This window comes from Alkalicoccus daliensis (genome assembly GCF_900103955.1).
In the GTDB taxonomy this organism is placed as follows: domain Bacteria; phylum Bacillota; class Bacilli; order Bacillales; family Salisediminibacteriaceae; genus Alkalicoccus; species Alkalicoccus daliensis.
The window spans coordinates 112,467-132,481 of the sequence record NZ_FNIL01000001.1 but is presented as its reverse complement, the minus strand read 5'-3'; the positions used below and the strand labels follow the sequence as shown (position 1 = coordinate 132,481).

The 20,015-nt window shown below is 40.8% G+C and carries 19 protein-coding genes; 5 read left to right on the top strand and 14 right to left on the bottom strand.

Annotated elements, in window-relative coordinates; all coding sequences use genetic code 11:
• Positions 1-17: 17 nt before the first annotated feature.
• The 11 genes from BLP92_RS00685 to BLP92_RS00635 form a co-directional block, all read right to left on the bottom strand.
• The gene (locus BLP92_RS00685; protein ID WP_090839592.1) at positions 18-896 is read right to left on the bottom strand and encodes a glycosyltransferase family 2 protein; all 879 of its coding nucleotides are present in this window, start codon (positions 894-896) and stop codon (positions 18-20) included.
• A complete protein-coding gene (locus BLP92_RS00680) occupies positions 862-2,004 on the bottom strand; it encodes a glycosyltransferase (protein ID WP_090839590.1) in 1,143 nt (380 codons plus the stop codon). Before BLP92_RS00680 ends, BLP92_RS00685 begins: the two co-directional genes overlap by 35 nt.
• A complete protein-coding gene (locus BLP92_RS00675) occupies positions 2,001-3,104 on the bottom strand; it encodes a glycosyltransferase family 4 protein (RefSeq protein ID WP_244516613.1) in 1,104 nt (367 codons plus the stop codon). The genes BLP92_RS00680 and BLP92_RS00675 overlap by 4 nt, the downstream gene beginning before the upstream one ends.
• Positions 3,104-3,988 (bottom strand): UTP--glucose-1-phosphate uridylyltransferase GalU, encoded by an 885-nt coding sequence (gene galU / locus BLP92_RS00670; protein ID WP_090839586.1) that lies wholly within the window; start codon positions 3,986-3,988, stop codon positions 3,104-3,106. Before galU ends, BLP92_RS00675 begins: the two co-directional genes overlap by 1 nt.
• 20 nt (positions 3,989-4,008) lie before the next feature.
• Complete coding sequence (locus tag BLP92_RS00665; protein WP_090839584.1) at positions 4,009-5,826, bottom strand: polysaccharide biosynthesis protein; 1,818 nt, start codon at positions 5,824-5,826, stop codon at positions 4,009-4,011.
• A 254-nt stretch (positions 5,827-6,080) separates the two neighbouring features.
• Positions 6,081-6,737: a CpsD/CapB family tyrosine-protein kinase gene (locus BLP92_RS00660; RefSeq protein WP_090839583.1), complete on the bottom strand. Its 657-nt coding sequence runs from the start codon at positions 6,735-6,737 to the stop codon at positions 6,081-6,083.
• Positions 6,730-7,443 (bottom strand): YveK family protein, encoded by a 714-nt coding sequence (locus tag BLP92_RS00655; protein WP_175444134.1) that lies wholly within the window; start codon positions 7,441-7,443, stop codon positions 6,730-6,732. The genes BLP92_RS00660 and BLP92_RS00655 overlap by 8 nt, the downstream gene beginning before the upstream one ends.
• A 1,297-nt stretch (positions 7,444-8,740) precedes the next feature.
• Positions 8,741-8,941: a cold-shock protein gene (locus BLP92_RS00650; RefSeq protein WP_090839579.1), complete on the bottom strand. Its 201-nt coding sequence runs from the start codon at positions 8,939-8,941 to the stop codon at positions 8,741-8,743.
• A 195-nt stretch (positions 8,942-9,136) separates the two neighbouring features.
• Complete coding sequence (locus BLP92_RS00645) at positions 9,137-9,337, bottom strand: cold-shock protein (RefSeq protein ID WP_090839577.1); 201 nt, start codon at positions 9,335-9,337, stop codon at positions 9,137-9,139.
• Between the two features lie 193 nt (positions 9,338-9,530).
• Entirely contained in the window at positions 9,531-10,409 is an 879-nt protein-coding gene (locus tag BLP92_RS00640) for a DMT family transporter (RefSeq protein ID WP_280138080.1), read from the bottom strand.
• A gap of 20 nt (positions 10,410-10,429) precedes the next feature.
• Complete coding sequence (locus tag BLP92_RS00635) at positions 10,430-11,347, bottom strand: aldo/keto reductase (protein WP_090839574.1); 918 nt, start codon at positions 11,345-11,347, stop codon at positions 10,430-10,432.
• A 281-nt stretch (positions 11,348-11,628) separates the two neighbouring features.
• Between BLP92_RS00635 and BLP92_RS00630 the strand changes: the two genes are divergently transcribed.
• The 3 genes from BLP92_RS00630 (at position 11,629) to BLP92_RS00620 (ending at position 14,871) form a co-directional block, all read left to right on the top strand.
• Positions 11,629-11,937 (top strand): hypothetical protein, encoded by a 309-nt coding sequence (locus tag BLP92_RS00630; protein WP_090839573.1) that lies wholly within the window; start codon positions 11,629-11,631, stop codon positions 11,935-11,937.
• 651 nt (positions 11,938-12,588) lie between these two features.
• The gene (locus BLP92_RS00625) at positions 12,589-13,815 is read left to right on the top strand and encodes a DNA polymerase IV (RefSeq protein WP_090839571.1); all 1,227 of its coding nucleotides are present in this window, start codon (positions 12,589-12,591) and stop codon (positions 13,813-13,815) included.
• 111 nt (positions 13,816-13,926) lie between these two features.
• Entirely contained in the window at positions 13,927-14,871 is a 945-nt protein-coding gene (locus BLP92_RS00620) for an acetamidase/formamidase family protein (protein WP_090839569.1), read from the top strand.
• 231 nt (positions 14,872-15,102) lie between these two features.
• Here the strand turns inward: BLP92_RS00620 and BLP92_RS00615 are convergent, their stop codons facing one another.
• From BLP92_RS00615 to BLP92_RS00605, 3 genes are all read right to left on the bottom strand, one after another.
• Positions 15,103-15,825: a nucleotide-binding protein gene (locus BLP92_RS00615; protein ID WP_090839567.1), complete on the bottom strand. Its 723-nt coding sequence runs from the start codon at positions 15,823-15,825 to the stop codon at positions 15,103-15,105.
• Positions 15,826-16,284: 459 nt separating this feature from the next.
• Positions 16,285-18,075 (bottom strand): S9 family peptidase, encoded by a 1,791-nt coding sequence (locus tag BLP92_RS00610; RefSeq protein WP_090839565.1) that lies wholly within the window; start codon positions 18,073-18,075, stop codon positions 16,285-16,287.
• Complete coding sequence (locus BLP92_RS00605) at positions 18,075-19,082, bottom strand: zinc-binding dehydrogenase (protein WP_090839563.1); 1,008 nt, start codon at positions 19,080-19,082, stop codon at positions 18,075-18,077. The genes BLP92_RS00610 and BLP92_RS00605 overlap by 1 nt, the downstream gene beginning before the upstream one ends.
• Before the next feature lie 121 nt (positions 19,083-19,203).
• Between BLP92_RS00605 and BLP92_RS00600 the strand changes: the two genes are divergently transcribed.
• A complete protein-coding gene (locus BLP92_RS00600; protein WP_090839562.1) occupies positions 19,204-19,500 on the top strand; it encodes a hypothetical protein in 297 nt (98 codons plus the stop codon).
• An 11-nt stretch (positions 19,501-19,511) separates the two neighbouring features.
• On the top strand, positions 19,512-19,997 hold the full coding sequence (locus tag BLP92_RS00595; protein ID WP_090839560.1) for a DUF456 domain-containing protein: 486 nt from the start codon (positions 19,512-19,514) through the stop codon (positions 19,995-19,997).
• Positions 19,998-20,015: the final 18 nt, after the last annotated feature.

The following is a 20,015-nucleotide window of genomic DNA, read 5'->3' as shown; positions in this document are numbered from 1 at the left end:
CCCTCCTTTTCAAATGCTCATTTAGTCGTTTTAAATTTAATATAGCTTGTAAGCAGCATCCCGGCGGGAAGAGCAGCAATCGTTAAAATTTTTTCCGGAGTTTCCTTCAAAAATTTTTTATTTTTCATCAGGAGCGAACTTGAAACAAAATGTACTGCCTGACGGAATTTAAAAGTAACCGTTGCATAGGAAAGCTGCATTAATTCTTTTCTATAAAAAGCAAACCCGCGGGGGTTTCTTCGGTACTGGTGAAACATATTGTGCGATGATCCGTCGAGCTGATAATCTACACAGCAGACCACCTGGTTTAATATTAGAAGTGGAAATTTTTCATCAATTTTTAAATATTTATAATCAAGTCCTACATACCGTTCATTGTGAAAAAGTGGGTAACGGAATTGTTTTGTTAATTCACTTCGGTATATAAGTTTTTTATCTCCCCGTACTTTATGTTTATGATAGAGATTATATAAAGTGGCTGCTTTTATCGCTGGGAGTCTTGTTCCTATCACATCACCTTTTAAATTTTCATTTAAACATACAATGCCGCTCACTTTTTCAGAACTTTCGTTTTTCCAAAAGGTTAAAATTGTCTCCACAGCACTGTCGGTAAAAAAATCATCTGAATCCAGACATACATTCAGTTCTGTAGATATATTTTCATACGCCGTATTGTGCGCTCCGTGCATACCCTGATTCGGCTGATAAAGATACTTAATTTTTATTTTGTTTTCAGTTATCCAGTCGGAGACCAATAGGTTCGTGTTATCTTCCGAACCATCATCGATGATCATCCAGATAAAATCTTTAGTCGTTTGCCTGCATAAACTTTCATAACACCTGTGCAGGCAGTATGCACGGTTATACGTGGGAGTAAATATCGTTAATTTTTCCATATCGCAACTCTCTTTCTCTCCCGACATAAAAGTTTTCAAGGACTCTTGCTGACTCCGCTGCATCAAATGATTTTATTCCCGCATCTATTTTAGGAGATCGTCTTGCATCACCTCTGCTTCGTGCGCGGAGCATTTCATTTTCCCAGCTGCTTGTCTCTTTTAATGCTAAGTAGTTACATAATCCGGCTCCTATATCTACGTCCCTAGTAATCACGTCTGAAAGAATACAGTACAGTCCTGCTGCCTGAGCTTCTATTACGGAAACAGGCATGCCCTCATGCAGTGAAGGGAAGCAGAATACATCCATTGCATGCAAAAAAGCAGGAATCTCTTTTCTGATTCCTGTAAAAATTACTGCTTTATCTATACGTAAGTTTTCTGCAAGCAACTGAAGTTCTTCTTTTAGCGGGCCATCTCCAATAATTATTAGTCGTGCTTTCTTGTTTTGCTGGTAAACTGCAGCAAACCTTTTTATAAGATATTTTTGATTTTTTTGCGGCTGCAGCCTTCCTACAGTTCCAAAAAGTGTATGTTTTTCAGTTAACCCCAGCGCAGTTCGAATTCGCCGCCGCTGCATTCGGTCAAAAAGAAAATCTCCTGTATTGATACTGTTTGTCAATAATAAATAGGAAGTGTTATCAGGAAACAGCCATTGTCCTGCTTCTTTTGAACAGGCTATCTGATGCGTCGAGGAATCTTTTATTTTTTTTCCTATATTCCATTTATATAATTTCATTACCGTATTTCCTTCACTCATCGTATTATGGCTGTGGGCAATTCTTACTGGCACTCCTGCCATTTTTGCCCGTTCTAAAATATTTCCGCTCAGTTTATCCATATGCGCGTGTACTATTTTATATGGATGAGCTGTGAAAAAACTGTCGAGTGTATTTAAATATTTTGTATGGCCTTCTCTTATCGAGGGAATCCGGTAAATTCTTCCTCCCAGCTTTCTTATCTCTTCATCATAAGCTCCTTCAAAAGAAGTTAAAAAATCAAACTGTATTTCTTTTCTGTTAATATTTTTATAAAGATTCATTATCAGTGTTTCTGCTCCGCCTCTGTTCATGTTTACTACTGCGTGGAGCACTCTGACAGGCTTTGTCATGCCAGCACCTCCTTTGACTCGTATAATGTGATTAATTCCTCCATTACTACCTTTTCGCAATACTTTTCGCTGATCCTCTCATATGCTCTTCTTCCAAGTTCTTTACGTTCTTCTGGATGTTCTATTAACTCATTTATTGCTTCTGCAAATACGCTGCCCTCTTCCAGGGGAACTAAAATGCCGGCTCCTTGTATTAATTCCCGGTGACCACGATTTTTTGTAGCTACCACCGGCAGCTTGTGGGACATTGCTTCCATTACATTCACCGGCAGGCCTTCTCTTAAACTGGAAGCTACTGCGATATCACTTGCTGCATAAACCGCGGAAATATCTTTTCTATATCCTAATATATGAATATTTTTAGACATGCCGTATTCTTCTGCCAGCTGAATGATTTGGTTTGGATCACCAAGACCTGCAAGCAGCAAATGTACGTGAGGATGTTTCTCTAATACTATTTTCATGGCCTTAATCAACAGCTGTTGATTTTTATTTTTATTAAATTCCGCTGCATAGCAGAGCACGATGTCATCTCTGCGAAGCTCAAGTTCTTCTCTTACTTCTTTTCCTGTATATTTTTTTATTGCCGGAGGCACGCCAACTCCATGAACATGCACTATTTCTTTTGCTGGAAATCGATGTTTGACCGCCCGATTATAATCTTCTTCATTAATGGTTACTAATACATCTGTCCACCTGGCACATAAACGTTCAATGGGATAAAACATCATCCACTGTTTCAATGGAGCTCCTTTACAAAAGTGAAAGCCATGGGCTGTATAATATAGGATGCTTTGATTTTCAACACTTCTTGCGGCAAGCCTTGCAAGTACGCCTCCTACAGGAGTATGACAGTGTATAATATTGTAATCGTATGTTTGAATTAATTTCTTCAGCTCTTTATAAGCTTTGAAGTTTTCTTTATCAAAAGGATTTCTTCTGATAGGAAGCTCGAACTGTTTATCAGTATATGGGAGTTTTTCTTTCCCTCCGGAAGCTACATGTACTTCATATCCATTTCGCTGGAGCCATGCCATAAATGGCAGATGAAATGTACTGAAGTGATAGGCTACTGTTGCACATAAAAGTACTTTTTTCATCACCTTTCCTCCATTGCAAGTAAGGAAAGTTCATTTTGCATAAAGCTGATGAGAGAGTCACGTAAATCTTTATCTCTCATTGCATAAGAAATTGTCGTTTGAATAAATCCTAATTTTTCTCCGACATCATACCGCCTGCCTTCAAAATCATATGCATAGACAGCTTCTTCCGCTGCCATTTCATTAATAGCATCCGTTAATTGGATCTCTCCGCCGGTACCTGGCTGCAGTGTCTCCAGTAATTGGAATATGCGGGGAGATAATATATATCGGCCTAAAATGGCAAGATTCGAAGGAGCATTGCCGGGCAGTGGCTTTTCAACAAGTCCCTTTACTTCGTAAAGACGATTGTTTTTCATTGTACTTTCTACTATTCCATATCTTGATGTTTCTTCTTCCGGTACTTTTTGTACACCCAGGATAGACCCTTTATGTTTCTCATACTCCTCCATAAGCTGCTGCAGGCAAGGTTTGTCAGAATGGACAATATCATCTCCCAGTAATACAGCAAAAGGTTCATTCCCTATGAATTTTCTTGCACACCATACTGCATGACCTAATCCTTTCGGCTCCTTCTGGCGGATATAATGGATGTCCACTAATGTAGAGGAAACCCTTACTTTTTCCAGCAGCTCTAATTTCCCTTTTCCCCATAAAGTTTCTTCCAGTTCAAATGCATGATCAAAGTGGTCTTCAATCGCACGTTTTCCTTTGCCTGTAACTATAATAATATCTTCAATTCCTGCAGCAACTGCTTCTTCTACAATATATTGAATAGTCGGCTTATCTATGATAGGAAGCATTTCTTTAGGCATCGCCTTCGTAGCTGGAAGAAATCTTGTTCCTAGCCCTGCAGCAGGTATAATTGCTTTTCTAACTTTCATCCAACTCACCCCTTTTATTATTATCCTGTTGAAACAATTTCCATTGGGAACGTCTTTCTGTTCGCCAGTTCCAGTAAACGATCACGAAGCGTATCTTTGTCCAGTTCGTGATACTGTGTTATAAACTGTTCAATTTCATGGAGTGGTATTTTAGTGGCTTTTCCTAAATAAATTTTTGGATACACCTGTTCCTCGTGAATTTCATCACTGTTCAGCAGTTCTTCATACAATTTCTCGCCACTCCTTATTCCTGTATAAGTGATAGCAATCTCTTCCTGTGTGTATCCGCTCAAGGAAATCAGGTTCCTGGCCAAATCCACAATTTTCACAGGCTCCCCCATATCAAGAACGAATGTTTCTCCGCCTTTGGAAAGACTGCCTGCCTGTAAAACAAGGCGGGAAGCTTCTGGAATTGTCATAAAGTACCTCACCATTTCGGGGTGGGTTACTGTAACCGGGCCTCCCCTTTCAATTTGTTTTTTAAATAAAGGAATTACGCTGCCGTTACTGCCCAATACATTTCCGAACCTGACGATTGTAAATGAAGTATTACTCCTGTCATTCAAGTGAGTGATTAGCATTTCTGCCAGTCTTTTTGAAGCTCCCATAACGCTTGTGGGATTGACAGCTTTGTCCGTAGAAATCATTACGAATGATTTTACTTTGTTTTCCAGTGCTGCTGTAGCAGTATTTAAGGAGCCAAGCGTATTATTTTTCACTGCTTCCCATGGACTTTCCTCCATTAATGGTACGTGTTTATGTGCTGCCGCATGGTAAACTTGGTGCGGCTGAAACAGCTGCATTACTTCGCGCATTCTTTCTAAATCCTGCACATCTGCAATTACCGGAAGAATTTTCGTTTCCCCTGCTTCTTCTTTTAGCTCCATATAAATATGATAAATACTGTTTTCGCCATGTCCCAGAAGGACCAATTTCTCGGGCCTGAAATAAATTATCTGTCTGCAGAGTTCAGATCCAATGGACCCCCCGGCACCGGTTACCAATACGGTTTTTCCTTTAATGGAGGATTCAATTAGTTCATGCTGCAGTTTCACCTGCTCTCTTCCTAATAAATCTTCAGGAGATACATCTCTTAATTCTTTTACAGAAAGTTTTCCAGTGACCAAATCTTCTATCATAGGCAGGATTTGAGTTTTTACATTCGCTTGTAAACAGGATTCGTATATTGTCTTCATTTTTTTTCGTTCCAAAGAAGGTATAGCAATTATTATTCTTTCAATTTCAAATGCTTTTACAAGCTCTGGTATCTGGGAAGTGCCGCCTGGCACAGGGAGAGCGAATATATCCAGCTGCTGTTTATTCGGATCATCATCGACGAACAATACTGGTTTTAGTTCACATTGAGCATTATATAGCAGCTGCCTTGCTATCATCGTTCCAGCTGAACCGGCCCCAACAATCAATGTTCTTTTCCTTTCTTTTACATGCTGAAAAGTCGATTCTTTTTTTAATCGCCATAAAAACCTTGTGCCTCCTATTCCCAGAACCATCAATACCCATGTGACAAAAAGCACTCTGTATTGTATGTGGGAAAATAGAATAAATTGTATACTGCCGTTTAACAATATTGCAACTGTCAGGGTTTTCAATATGTTTTGCAGTTCCCCAACACTTGCGTATTCCCATGCCTTTCTATTCATTTTGAAATAAATGGAACTCAAATGATAACTAAACAGTATGATCGAAGCAGAAAGCCAATAGTTGATACTGAACACTACACTTGGTACATCTACAATGATAAAACTTGCTGAAAATGCAATTAAAATAATCAGAGTGTCCAATAACATTAAAAGTTGATTTCTTATTCGATGATTCAATCATTTCCCCCCCTTTTATTAGATATTCATTCTCTTTCTCTGCTAAACGTTTTGATCATCAAACTATTTAGAAGAAAAAAAGAAAAATAGGCATTCAACCCACCCTCACTCCATACTAATGACGACTCGCGTCTAAGGTGCTGCTGCACCCACGGCATGGACGAGTATTTCTGTTGATAAAGGAGAAGAAATAACTCCATTGTTCTTTATTTAATTTAAATGTGCTTAATAACGAACAAATTTGTTAAAAATTTTTATTTTTGCAGCCATGCTAATTTTCTAGTATTAAAAACCGCTCCTGTAATATGAATACCATAACTTTTAAAGGCCGTACGCATATTCATGAGATCTTCTGTATTTGTTTTTTTCTTACGAATAATAACGATACTGCTGTCTGCTTTTGCAGCTAAAATTTTAGCTGCAGTGCTTTCTTTCATTGCTTCTGTGTCTATGAACACATAATCATAACTATGGCGGAGCGCAGTGATGAGAGCATTCATCTGACTGCTGTGAATAATAGACTCAAGCTGTTTGGAAATCGTTCCGGCTGGCAGGATTGAAAGACCAGGATAGGAAGTTCGTTGAATACAGTCTGTGAGACTGCTTTCTCCTGTTAAATAATTACTTAACCCCTGCTCATTTGATAAGTGAAACGATTTATGCAGTCCAGGTTTTTTAAAATCTCCATCTATCAGGAGTACTCTTTTTTCTTCTTTACAGAAGGTTAAACCGATATAAGTTAAAAAATTTGTTTTTCCGTCTTTTTCGTTAGGCGAAAGAACAGTAAAAATTTTTAAATTATTTTTATTTGCAGCAAAAGTAATATTTGCTTTAATTCGCTGATAATCCTGGTCTACTCTCGAACCGCTCGATTCATAAAATGCCATAAATTCTTCTTTATTCTTAAACAATTTTTTCACCTCTTTTTAATTCCGGTATGTTCTTTTTTTTCGAACTCCTCATAGAATATTTATCAATTTTTGAGATCATCCCTAATACTGGTACTTCCAGCAGGTTTTCAATTTCTCTTTCAGTTCTGATTCTTTGGTCAATGCTGTCCAGTAAAAATGCTGCTCCTACTCCAGCTGCTAATCCTGCAACCAGTGAAAATAATGGCATCATGTTTGTATCTTCACCTGCGATAATACCTGCTTCTTTAATATCTGCTTCAGATAATATCGTTACAGTATTAATACCAGTGATTTCTTGTGATACTTCTGGAAAAACTTCTACTATTGTATTTGCTAAAACAACTGCTTCTTCCGGAGTTTTCTCCGTCGCCGTCACCCTAATAATCTGAGATCCTTCTACTTCTTCAGTAGTTATTTTTCCATTCAGTTCAGAAATACTTGTTTCCCATGGGAGTTCTTCCACTACCTTTTCCAACACTGCAGGTTCATTCATAAGAGCTGTCATTGTTTTCATATTAACTTTAGGGCCCTCTCCCTCTCCTACTAATACTGAAGCAGTCACAGTAGCAAGTGAATCTGCAGTTTCACTTTGGAAATAATAGTTTCCGCCTCCTCCGATAATCATGGTAAATAAAACGATAACCCAGGATTTCCTCAGTAGAGAAGTTAATATTGACCGAAGCTGGATTTCTTTAGTTGCACTCACCACTGCTTCACTCCTTTTTATTGTTTTGTTCATAATAACGAATACATATGAAGATTACGTTCTATATTTAATTCTTTCTCCAATAATAATTCGTAATAACGAACAAGTCAATAGAGATTTATTAATTTATTATTGAAAATTATGAAAAATGTTCTTTGCAACGAACATTTGTAATTGTTTTTAATCACCCTTCCATAGTGATTTTTTATTTAGCAGAATCAAGTACATTTAAGTATTTGGCTACCTTGAAAATAAAAGTTCTGCTAAAAAGAAGTAATACTGCTGCTTCACTTTCGGAGAGGCTTGCCCAAGGGCTTGTTCTCGACTAATTTTGATGGAAAGAACGTCCGCCAAAATGGATTCTCCAACAGCGCTAGTCCTTTGGGTGTCCTCTCCTTCGTTACACAGCAGTATTAATTTTCATACTTCAGGTGCATAAGTGTCTCTGTTATAGTCTGATGTTGATATAAGAAAGGTACGCCTGCGGCACTTTTTTTCTTCGCTTGCCGCGGAGAAATCCTTCAGCTATCCCTCTAAAATTAGCAGGGTTCCGCGCAGCTAATCCAAGTTAGACAAAGACCGTCTTTCTTGGATTAAGATTCCGGCTGGCTTCCCACCTGCTTTTCGAGTTCGTCTGCAGATCGAGACGAACCATCTATCTTCACGCTTTCTTTTTCCGCAGGCGTCTAAACCGCCTTGCCTTCTGTATTCTCTAAAAAAGAAAGAGTAATGTATAGAAGCTGTCTTCCTTCTGTTTATTAAATGTAAGACGAAGCGAAAACCGGCGGACACCTGTATTAGAGAAGGAGGTCGGAAGTTCCCGCAGGACGTGAGTCCAGCCGGAGAGTTCCTCCACGGCAGGTCAGTTGCAGCGAAGTCTTCTATTATTATCAACACTGAACATTAACAGAGCTAAGTACTTCAATTAAAATAATTATCTTTTTGATTGATCTGTAAAATTTTTTGGGATAGCTAGTAAAGCTTTCTATATAAATTTCATAAGTCGATGGGGTAGTATTATTTCTAAACAATGAGAACGACTTCTACTTCAGGCGGACTCTTTCCGTTGAGCTCCGTCTTCAACTAATTCTCCACCGCTATATGCTCTCAAAATGGATTTTAAACTTTACTTTCACCCATCGGAGTCGTCGTGTTACGTTTCAACCTCTGTTTTTTATACGAACGACTTTATTATTTTTATTGAGACATTCGTTAAAATACCCGTGAAATTGGCTCAGTTTTATAAACGCACAAAAAAACCCTTCCGATTTCCCGGAAGGGTTTTTTATTATGGCAGTTACGCCTTAGTTACGTTAGCAGCTTGTGGGCCACGCTGACCTTGCTCGATTTCGAAGTTAACAGACTGACCTTCTTCAAGCGTCTTGAAACCTTCTTCTTGGATTGCGGAGAAGTGTACGAATACGTCGTCTTGTCCTTCAACCTCGATGAAACCGAAACCTTTTTCTGCGTTAAACCATTTTACTGTACCTGTAGTCATAATAATTTCCTCCTGCGCGGCTGTGCCGCTGATTTATTACTTACTTGAGTCGTTCTTTTATTCTTGCAAGAGGAACATTACAGTTCTTCATCTTACATATATAAGCGAACTCAATAAGCTGATGTTTTTACTTAGAAGTTACCGTAGTACATGCTGCAAAACTTTCTAATAAACGAAAGTTTGAGTGTAAGACAATTACGCCTTAGTTACGTTAGCAGCTTGTGGTCCACGCTGTCCTTGCTCGATTTCGAAGTTAACAGACTGACCTTCTTCAAGCGTCTTGAAACCTTCTTCTTGGATTGCGGAGAAGTGTACGAATACGTCGTCTTGTCCTTCAACCTCGATGAAACCGAAACCTTTTTCTGCGTTAAACCATTTTACTGTACCTTGTGTCATGCTAAAATCCTCCTGCGCGGTTGTTTTCTGTTAGACCGCTGTTTTATTACTTGATTGAGTCGTTCTTTTACTTTTGCAAGAGAAACTTTCATTAAGTTATTCTTCTTACTTTCATAGCCGAACCTCAATAAGCTAATTCTTATTATAGTACACCTGCCCAAAAAAAGAAACCCCTTTTTCCAATTTCTTTTTTTCAGCGTTTGAGATGGGTGGTCAAATAAACACCAGCCATTACAAAACCTGCTCCTGCCATCTGCCTGATTGAGATATCTTCTCCGAGCCATACGGCAGCTCCAGCAATGGTAAACACCGGAAGCAGATTTAAAAAAACAGAAGCACGGGAGGCTCCAAGCAGATGAACGGCGCGATTAAACAGAAGTAAAGCTACCACCGATGGAAAGATCCCTAAATATAATATTCCGGTCAGTGCTGGTCCTGAGGTAAGGTCAGGAAGCCCTAGAAACAGCCATTCCCCTGCTGCAAATGGCAGCAGGACAAGTACGGATACAGCATTCATTACAAGCAGCGCTGCGAGTGCAGGAAAAAGATGCATATAGCTTTTTACCAACAGAGAATAAACGGACCAGCTCACAATTGCTCCGATCATTATTGCATCCCCGGGATTCCAGCTGATCTGTGCCAGTCCAAGCAGTCTTCCGTCCGCTACCACCCACAGGGCGCCAAACAGCGATAACCCGACTCCTGCCCACTGCCATTTTCCGAGTCTTTCTTTAATAACCATTGCAGCTAATACAATTGTTACTGCCGGAATTACCGTTTCCAGCACTGCAACATTTGTTGCTGTAGTAAACTGCAGTGATCCATATATAAATGTATTAAAAAAAGTAACTCCGGAGAGTGTCATCCAAAAAAACGGCTTTCTCCACTCCCAGAACAGCTGTCTGTTTTTCCAGGCGGAGCTGTATGCAATTGGTAAGAGCAGCAAAAAAGCAAGTAACAATCGAAAGAAAGCAATTGTAAAAGGCGGAAGATCATTGATTGCTTTTCCTGTCAGGATATTTCCGGAATAAAATATTACGACAAGTATCATAAATATAGAGCCGCGTACGATTCGTCCCGCCTCCTTTTTCTTTATGGAAGATCGTTTCCTGCTGCACGGTAAAGCTCATACCATTCTTTTCGGGAAAGCGTATTTCGAGAGGCCTGAGCTATTTCTTTAATTCTCGTTTTATTCATAGAACCTATTACCGGCTGCATACTTCCTGGTATTCGCAGAATCCATGCGATAGCAATTGCAGTTGCAGTAATTCCTTTTTCTTCCGCAAGTTCATTCAGTTTTTTATTTACTTCCGGAAAATCTTTATTTCCTACAAACGGTCCCTGGATCATTCCATGCTGCAATGGAGACCAAGCCTGCAGTGTCATGCTTTCTCTCCTTGTATATTCCAGCAGCTGCCCTTCTCTATTTACAGCCGCTTCATTATGCATATTTACATTAAACCCTGCATCCAGCATAGGGGTGTGCATCAGGCTCAGCTGGAGCTGGTTAATTAACAACGGCTCCTCCACATGGCTTCTTAAAAGCTCTGTCTGTCCTGGACGTAAATTACTTACTCCGAAGTGCTTCACTTTCCCTGCCTGCTTCAGCTCTGAAAATGCTGCAGCAATTTCTTCCGGCTCCATGAGCGCATCCGGGCGATGAAGTAAAAGCACATCCAAACTTTCTGCTCCGAGACGTGTTAAACTTCCTTCCACTGAGCGTATGATATGTTCTTTAGAAAAATCGAAGAACCCGTCTCTTATCCCGCATTTTGACTGCAGCACAATTTGATCTCTTATAGAAGAACGCAGATCTACTGCCTTGCCAAATACTTCTTCGGATTTACCTTTTCCATAAATATCTGCATGATCAAATAAGTCAATTCCTGCATCTAACGATGTTTTAATCACTTCTTCTGCTTCATTCACCGAAAGCTGATCCATCCGCATACATCCTAAAGCTATTTCTCCTGCTTCCACTTCACTGGTGCCAAGCATAATTTTTTTCATCTTTTTCACCCCTGTTTTATTTTTTTATTTCATTCCGATTTATTGTAGCACAGCCCTGAAAGCGCGGCACAGCAAACGCTTTCACTCATTTTTATGTTTCTCAAAAATTTAAAAAAATTCCTTTTTTCTGCAGGCAATCAAATTTAGGTATAAAGGTTTATTTACGCGGCTTTATTTTCCGTTTAAATTTGGGGCAGGAAGAACTTGATTATCATGTTTTTCATTGGCATCGAGCTGAATAGTTTTTGGCTCTTTCATATTATTTTTGGAGGAATGAATATATGGATATCCGTATGAATGAACGGACAAAACAATGGCTCCGGCTGCAGGGCGGAGTTACAACAATCGATCCTTTTGTTTTCCCTGGTCTGATTAAGAATAAGAGAATTCTTGTAGATCATGAAATCAGTCACGAAGAGCCAGAGGAACTCGAAGACTATTACCGCTGCGATGTCGATGATTTAGTGATATATGTAAACTGCAAGCTCCGTACCAAAGCATGTATTGAACTTTCTATAGGTGGCCGGGCTCCTTTTGAACAGCTCCAGGTAAAGGGAGTAAAACGGTTATTTACAGAAAACGCCTGGTAAGATTATTAACGAAAGCGGACTGAACCGTCTCATTTATTTTATGAGGCGGTTTTTTTCATTTTCCCTTATCAACAATGAACATGGCTCTTACACAAACTTAGTGAAAGTAAGGTTCAGTTAACAAATTTTCTAACTTCAACCAAATAGTTTTAGCTGTTTAAACCTTTACTCACAGCTTTTTGAGTATAAGACCTGTTGAAAATTAATAACCATTAAAATAAATTCACTTTTTATGCGTAAAAGCCATGAGCATTAACAGAGACACTCATGCAGAAAGAAACTGCACCATCAAAGGTGAAAATTAATACTGCTGTGTAACGAAGGAGAGGACATCCAAAGGACCAGCGCCGTTCGAGAATCCATTTTGGCGGACGATCTTTCCGCCAAAATTAGTCGAGAACAAGCCCTTGGGCAAGCCTCTCCGAAAGTGAAGCAGCAGTATTACTTCTTTTTAACGAACTTTTATTTTCAAGGCAGCTTTATTTTAAAGTATTAAAAATCATACTGCCTTCGCTGTAATTAAAAGCGTAACATTTGATGGTTACGTCCTCTTCCCTTAGGGTAATAACCCCATAAGAGAACATACGTTCTTGACTCTCCCGAAAGCAGTCGATATGATGGAATTAATTATGCCTGAAAGGAGTGAAAGAAATGAATCGAGCTGTCTTTTTAATTGATATGCAGTCTTTTTTCGCTTCTGTGGAGCAGCAAAGGTACCAGCTTTCTCCGGGGGAGCCGCTGGTAGTGTCAGGAGATCCCTCCCGGCCCTCGGGTGTAATCTTAGCTGCCTGTCCGATCGCTAAGCAGGCTGGTGTGCAAAATGGGGAACGACTCCGGGAAGCCCTGTTAAAATGTCCTTCTTTAACAGTAGTTCCTCCTCATATGCAGGACTATATTGACTATTCTCTGCAAATTACAGAACTTCTGGAAGACTTTACAGACCGCGTGGAGCCTTACAGTATTGATGAACAATTTCTTGATGTCTCCGGATCCGAGTACTTATTTGGCAGTCCGGAAACAATAGCCTTGCAAATACAGGAAAAAATTATGGAGAAACTCGGTCTCTATTCCCGGATTGGGATTGGGGAAAATAAAGTGCTTGCCAAGATGGCATGTGATACCTTTGCAAAAAAGAATTCCAGAGGTATTTTCACCTTGCATAAAAACAGTCTTTCTCAAGAACTTTGGCCTCTCCCTATTGAAAAGCTTTTTCGTGCAGGGAAGAAAATGAGCCGCAATTTACGGTTGCGCGGGGTACAGACTATCGGTGACTTTGCAGCTATGGAAGCAGAACAGGTGCGGAGTATATGGGGAATCCACGGGCAGGTATTATGGATGAATGCGCATGGTATTGATTATTCTCCGGTGGCACTGAATACGCTGGGCGGCCGCAAAGCGATCGGGAATGGAATGACTCTTCCTGGAGAATATGCAGAAGAGGAAGATATCCGCACTGTAGCACTCGAACTCTGTGAAGAAGTCTGCAGACGGGCACGGAAGTCGTTTGTCACGGGGAATACCGTTTCTTTAGGTGTAAGCGGTACTGAAGGAGGCTTTCACAGACAGCGGACCCGGGAGGAAGCTACAAATATTACAATGGAGGTTTTCCAGACGGTAACTGAGCTGCTGGAACTGCATTGGGACGGCACCCCTGTCAGCCGCCTGCATGTATCTTTATCTTCCCTTTCTCCTGACAACGGGCTGCAGTTAAGTTTGTTTGAACCGCCTGAAGTACGTACCGGCCGTCATCAGCTCGGCTTTACTATGGATAAATTGAATGAAAAATACGGACGCACTTCGGTGATGCGTGCTTCCTCTCTTCTTAAAAAAGCGCAGGCAAAAGAACGTGCTGCTAAGATTGGAGGCCATTATAAATAAAGAAAAAACGTTAAATTTCAAGAACATATTTTTATCATTATGCTTCCCGCTTTCTTTTAAGTGAAAAATATGTCATCATCGTAATAAATTTGAAAAAGGGAATGATTATGCATGGCACTACATAATATACCGCTCACTTCCGAAAACCTGCGCGGATCCTTCAGCCGGGAGTACTCTCCTGCAGTTACAATTTCATCTGGTGATACCCTATGTTTAACTACTCCTGATATCGAATGGGGGTACAGCACAGACAAAGATACTCCCCGGAAAATTTTCCATCCAGCAGAAGAAGAATCTTCCCCGAAGCACCCTGTAATAGGGCCAGTGCATATTGAAGGTGCAGCCCAGGGAATGACAGTAGAAATACATATTGAAAAACTCGTGCCCGGCTGGTATGGGCGAAACTGGGGAGGCGGCGGCACTTCGTGGCAGAACGAAGCAATGCAGATAAACGTTGCAGAGAAAAAACAGCTGGATTGGATCCTTGATTCCTCCACCGGAGAGGCAACAACAGTAATAGCCGGGAAAAATTTTACCGTACCTATGAATCCGTTCCTGGGATTGATTGGTTTACAGCCGAGGGGACGGGGAGTGCATCCTACTTCCCCTCCCTATTACACCGGAGGAAATATTGACTGTAAAGAATTAACTGCGGGCAGCAGGCTGTTTTTACCTGTAGAAGTATTGGAAGCAGGACTGTATGTCGGAGATGGACATGCTGCGCAAGGTGACGGTGAAGTCAGCGGCACTGCAATTGAATGTCCGATGGATGAAGTTGTACTCACAATTCATCTGCATAAAGAGCAGACAATCACACAGCCGTATGCCTTAACTCCTGCAGGATTAATTTCTTTCGGATTCGATACTGATCTGAATATAGCTGCAGCAAATGCGCTGAGGGATATTATCCGCCGTACAGCGGAAACGTATAAAATATCCCGGGAAGAGGCAGCCGCCCTTGCAAGTGCTGTAGTAGATTTACGGATTACGCAGGTAGTAAATGGTGTGAAAGGTGTCCACGCTGTTCTGCCTTTGCATAAAATAAAGCAGCAGTAAAAAACAGCGTTGCCCGTAAAAAGTGAGGGCAACGCTGTTTATTTTAAGTATAGTGATTACAAAGATCTTTTTTTCCTGGGATTCCTGCTGGAAAACCTGGCCACTGTATAGTAGGCACGGTCATAAAGTTTTGCCTTTTCCAGCGTTCTCTTTCTTTTCATTTTTACATAGTAATAAGCTGTAAAGATAACTGCAGTTAAAACAATAAAAACTATCCACATAGTCATTCCCTCACTTCGCTTGTGGCCGCTCCCCTGCTGCTGTATCGGCATGTAAAAAACGAGTGATTTTTTTCCATGTTTTATTTGAAGACCGCGGATAGTGAAGTGTTCTGTATTTACGGTAGGTGTCTTCTTTTAAATTACGGCTGATATGCCGGAAGCGAAGTCCATTTTCTTCCGTAGGGTATACTGCAACCGGATCCTGATAAAAGGAAAAAGAATCAGAATCAAGCACAAATCCGACAATTCTGTCTGTCAGTGTATTTTCAATCAATTTGTCCACGCCTACAGATGCTTCCACATCAAAACGGTTTACCAACAGTTTAGGATTCAGGCCGAAAGTTGATTCCAACTGTCCGAGCACAAAATCCGTACGCTGCAATGCAGCTTCTTCCAATGCTGTCACCACAACCACTTCATCACAAAAAGAAAGAAGTTCGAACTGCTCTGTATTGCTTCCAAGATCAACCAAAACAAAATCCGCTTCTGAGTCACGTGCTTCCTTGATTATTTCGCCTGCTTCTTCCACCACAGCAAACGCATAGAATAAAGAAGCGGCATATGTTGTGCCTCCGGCTTTCATTCCCGCGTACTTATGGAGAGAAAATCGGCTGTCAAATTCCACCAGCAGCACACTTTTCCCTGCCAGTGCAAGAGAAGCTCCTATATTTGCAGCGGCAGTCGTCACTCCGGCGCCTGATTCACCCGCGGTAAATGCAATAACTTTTGTCATGAACGATCTCCTCCTTTATAAACATAAAGCAGTTACAGACTTCTTTTGATACACTATACAAAAAGGGGGTTATACAAATGCCATCCCGTTACCATTGCTGTGCCACCTGCAAACATTTCTCTGCAGTGAAAACAGAAAAAGGTATGCGTTATTCATGCATTCGTCTCGGATTTGATACCAGGCCGGAATATAAATTCAATTGCTGGGATCCCCGTGAAGATATCCTTAAAAAGATGAATCAATAATCAATAGTGATATTCTTTACCCGATTTTTTAAGCGCTAAACAGCAGATAAGGGAACTTATGTTCTCATTAAACCACACTTCCCCTGCGCAGTCAATTATCAGAGAAGAAACAAATAATTAAATATTTTTCTGACTTGGTCAGCTGATCGGTCACGGCAAAAAAAGGAATCCAGCTAAAAGCCTTGGATTCCTTTTTATATTCAATGAAAATCTGTTATGAAGATTGATGCTGTGCAAGAAAATTCAGCATATCTTTGTAAACGCGGATTTCATTTTCCTTTTTTGAAAACCCATGGCCCTCATCTTCCAGCACCACATAATCTACAGAGGTTCCCTGACGGCGGAGTGCTTCCACAATTTGATCAGATTCTTCTTTTACTACCCGTGGGTCATTCGCACCCTGAATCACCAGCATCGGTTTTGTCATCGAGCGTAAATAGGTAATTGGCGAATCCCGCTCCAGGCGCTCCTTATCTTTTTCCGGGTCGCCGAGCCAGCGGTTCATAATCGGCTTCCAGTGTTCAGGCACAGACTTCATAAATGTAAACAAATTTGAGACGCCAAAAATATCTACTACTGCCCTGAAATATTCTCCATGACGTCCTGCCAGCAGCAGCGCCATGTAGCCCCCGTAACTTCCACCCACCAAAAACAGTTTATCTCTGGAGCACTTTCCAGTTGAAAAAAGCCATTCTATTCCGGCGACGCAGTCCAGACGCGGTCCATGTCCCCAGTCCTGTTCTACAAGCTTCGTAAAAGATGCACCATATCCGGTGCTTCCCCGGAAGTTAGGGGCAAAGATGGAATACCCTTCATTCAGAAAACTTTGGAACATTGCACGAAATTGTTTACGCTCTGCCGCCTGTGGTCCACCATGCGGCCAAAAAATAACATGACCATTGGATTTTTCCGGCTTTGCGGGAAACCAGAGAGATTCAATTTTTTTCTCATCGAAAGTCTCATAAGTAACAATTTGCGGGGTGACCATATCCTGCTTGGGAACTCCAAGCACTCTGTTTTCTGTAATGGAAGACCAGCGTGTCCCATCATACTTATGTATGTTAAACGGTTCATCTGCTTTCATCCCGAGCACATACACATTGCCGCCTTTAGAGATTGTCAATTGCTGCAGGACAGTTACAGGTGCATGCAGCGGCCTGGGTTCACTATCCTTATCCGGCGTCCAGGCATATAATAGATCCTCTACCCCTTTTGTCACACTGAAGAAAAGTGTACTGGTCTCTTTATGCCACTTAATGGAAGACACGCTTTCTTCCGCAAGTGACATTACCAAGGTACGTTCCCCAGTGGATAAATTCATATGCACAATATACGCATGCTCTGAATTTTCATCACTTACAAAATACAATTCTTCCTCGTTAATAAAAACAGCGTCATTAATTACATGCACCTCATCAGGATTACGGCTGAGATTCTTCCATTCACCATCCTTATTTACTGCATAAGCTGCAATATGCGTATTTGCACGCAGTTCACTTACTACAATACTGGAGCCGTCAGGGCTTACGGCATTAATAAACGTCGCCCCTTTTTTCCCATCATACAGCTTGGTTAAGGAATTTGTATCCGGCTGGTACCGATACCCGCTTAAAAAACTAGGATTATCTTTACTCGTTGCGAAATATATACTTCCGTCTTCTTTCATTTCCTGAAAAAAATGTTTCTCCCCTGAATGAGCATCAAATAACGGCTGGGGCAGGCCTCCTTCAAAAGGAACTGCCTGTAACTGATAATTCTCATTCCCATCTTCATCTAAAGCAGTTAATACAAACTGTTTATCTTCATCTTCCTGCATAAACTGGGCAGACTGCTCTGTATGGGCAAATAAATAAGGAAAGCCATGTGGAAGTTCCATTGCCCATATATTCATTTTCCCATTTAAATTTGTGGAAAATAAAAGACGGCTTTCATCTGAAGAAATCGAGAAATTCTGGATGACATACGTCCGAAAAAACTGCTCTACTTTATGACCGGGAAAATACATTACAGTTCCTCCTTTTCATCAGCTACTCTCAATGCTATTTTTCCAAATTGAGAAGCTTTTTCCAAATACTTCATTGCTTCTGCTGCTTCTTCAAGCGGGTACACCTTGTCTACTACAGGATGAATATTATGTTTGCTTATAAAAGCAAGCATATCCTGATATTCCTCATGGCTCCCCATCGTGCTGCCGAGCAGATTATACTGTCCATAAAAAAACGAGCGCAGATTCAGGGTGACTTCGTCTCCCGCAGAAGCACCAAAAATAACCATGGTTCCGCCCTTTTTTAACTGGTCCAGCGATTTTTGAAAGGTAACTGCCCCTACAGTGTCTATCACTATATCTGCTTTCTCTTCTTCCAACTGCTCGTTCCAGTCCCCTTCACTGTCTATTGCTTTATCCGCCCCTAATTCCAAAGCTCTTTTTCTCTTTTCTTCAGAGCGGGAAGTAACGATCACCCGGGCACCTATTTTTTTTGCAAATAAAAGCATAAAAGTAACCGCTCCACTGCCGGCTCCAGGCAGCAATAACGTATGGGAAGGCTGTAAATTTGCACGTGTGACAAGTGCACGGTAAGCAGTAAGCGCAGCGAGCGAAAATGTCCCTGCCTCTTCCCAGGTAAAATGGGGAGGTTTCGGTTCCAGGTTGGCAGCAGGGACCACTGCGAACTCTGCGAAAGTACCATTGCCCGGAAAACCAACAAGCTGGAAATCTTCCGGCGGTGCTTCACTTTCTTCCGGCCAATTTAAGCCGGGATTAATAACCACTTCCTGGCCCACAGAGATTCCTTCTACATCGCTGCCAATTTCTTCTACGATCCCAGCCGCATCCGAGCCGAGCACAAGCGGTGTTTTTTCTTTGTTTCTATCAAGAATAAATAAGTCGCGATGATTAAGTCCAGCTGTAATGACTTTTACTTTTACCTCTAAAGGACCAGGCTCAGGTGATGTAATTTCTTCTATGCGAGTGTTTTCCACTCCGGATATTCCTAAATGTACAAACGCTTTCATTTCAATATTCCTCCTTCATCACTCTGCAGTAATCCCAAATAGTTTTGATTGGTTCCATTTTCCATTATACTATATAGAGCGCATTCTATCACGAATGAAAGATAGGAAGGAGTAAGGGAGAATGAAATTATCTCTGCATGATCTTCCTGTATCAGAGCAGGCAGTGTATACAGCGTTAAAAGAACTTCCCCTGGAAGAAAAGAAAACGCTCTGGCGGCTGCTTCAGTATACAAACAAAGACCATATATGTTTAATTCCTTTTCCTACAGCAAATGTTGCTGCATTAAATGCTAAAAATATTATTGTGGAAAATCCGAACTATCGAGGTTCGGGGAAAAGTTATTATGTACTGCGGAATGCGCCTCATTTAATGAAAAAACTGCAGGCTTTTGCAGGGCGGCCAAATCCGTTATCTTAAGGAGGATTTACATGGAAGTGCTTGTTTGGGTAGTGATTGCTGCCTTATTTATACTAAGTTTTATCGGTTTATTATATCCTATTATTCCTTCTGTTCTTGTTATCTGGGCAGCAATAGGACTTTATGCATTTTTAATAGATGGAGGGGCTGTAAGCTGGTGGACCTGGCTTTCTCTCTTATTATTAACCATTGTATTGTTTGTTGCAGACTACATTGCCAGTATGTATTTCGTGAAAAAATACGGGTCAACAAAGCACGGCATGACTGCTGCTACGATCGGCCTGCTTGCAGGAAGTTTTATTATTCCTCCATTTGGAATTTTTATAGTACCGTTTATACTTGTCATGCTTACGGAACTTGCGCAGAAAAAACCGGCAAAAGAAGCCGCAAAAGTAGCAGTCGGAACTTTATTTGGTTTTCTTACCAGTACGTTTGCCAAAGGATTAATTCAAGTCATTCTGATTGGAATATTTCTTGTGGACGTATTTATTTTTTAGCAGGTGGAGGATGAAAAA

Bases quoted from the DNA above. Each gene is read 5' to 3' on its own strand.
- BLP92_RS00675 (WP_244516613.1), bottom strand. From the start codon at position 3,104: ATGAAAAAAGTACTTTTATGTGCAACAGTAGCCTATCACTTCAGTACA.
- galU (WP_090839586.1), bottom strand. From the start codon at position 3,988: ATGAAAGTTAGAAAAGCAATTATACCTGCTGCAGGGCTAGGAACAAGA.
- BLP92_RS00615 (WP_090839567.1), bottom strand. From the start codon at position 15,825: ATGACAAAAGTTATTGCATTTACCGCGGGTGAATCAGGCGCCGGAGTG.
- BLP92_RS00650 (WP_090839579.1), bottom strand. From the start codon at position 8,941: ATGACTACAGGTACAGTAAAATGGTTTAACGCAGAAAAAGGTTTCGGT.
- BLP92_RS00600 (WP_090839562.1), top strand. From the start codon at position 19,204: ATGAAATTATCTCTGCATGATCTTCCTGTATCAGAGCAGGCAGTGTAT.
- BLP92_RS00680 (WP_090839590.1), bottom strand. From the start codon at position 2,004: ATGACAAAGCCTGTCAGAGTGCTCCACGCAGTAGTAAACATGAACAGA.
- BLP92_RS00595 (WP_090839560.1), top strand. From the start codon at position 19,512: ATGGAAGTGCTTGTTTGGGTAGTGATTGCTGCCTTATTTATACTAAGT.
- BLP92_RS00610 (WP_090839565.1), bottom strand. From the start codon at position 18,075: ATGTATTTTCCCGGTCATAAAGTAGAGCAGTTTTTTCGGACGTATGTC.
- BLP92_RS00625 (WP_090839571.1), top strand. From the start codon at position 12,589: ATGAATCGAGCTGTCTTTTTAATTGATATGCAGTCTTTTTTCGCTTCT.
- BLP92_RS00635 (WP_090839574.1), bottom strand. From the start codon at position 11,347: ATGAAAAAAATTATGCTTGGCACCAGTGAAGTGGAAGCAGGAGAAATA.
- BLP92_RS00645 (WP_090839577.1), bottom strand. From the start codon at position 9,337: ATGACACAAGGTACAGTAAAATGGTTTAACGCAGAAAAAGGTTTCGGT.
- BLP92_RS00605 (WP_090839563.1), bottom strand. From the start codon at position 19,082: ATGAAAGCGTTTGTACATTTAGGAATATCCGGAGTGGAAAACACTCGC.
- BLP92_RS00620 (WP_090839569.1), top strand. From the start codon at position 13,927: ATGGCACTACATAATATACCGCTCACTTCCGAAAACCTGCGCGGATCC.
- BLP92_RS00630 (WP_090839573.1), top strand. From the start codon at position 11,629: ATGGATATCCGTATGAATGAACGGACAAAACAATGGCTCCGGCTGCAG.
- BLP92_RS00685 (WP_090839592.1), bottom strand. From the start codon at position 896: ATGGAAAAATTAACGATATTTACTCCCACGTATAACCGTGCATACTGC.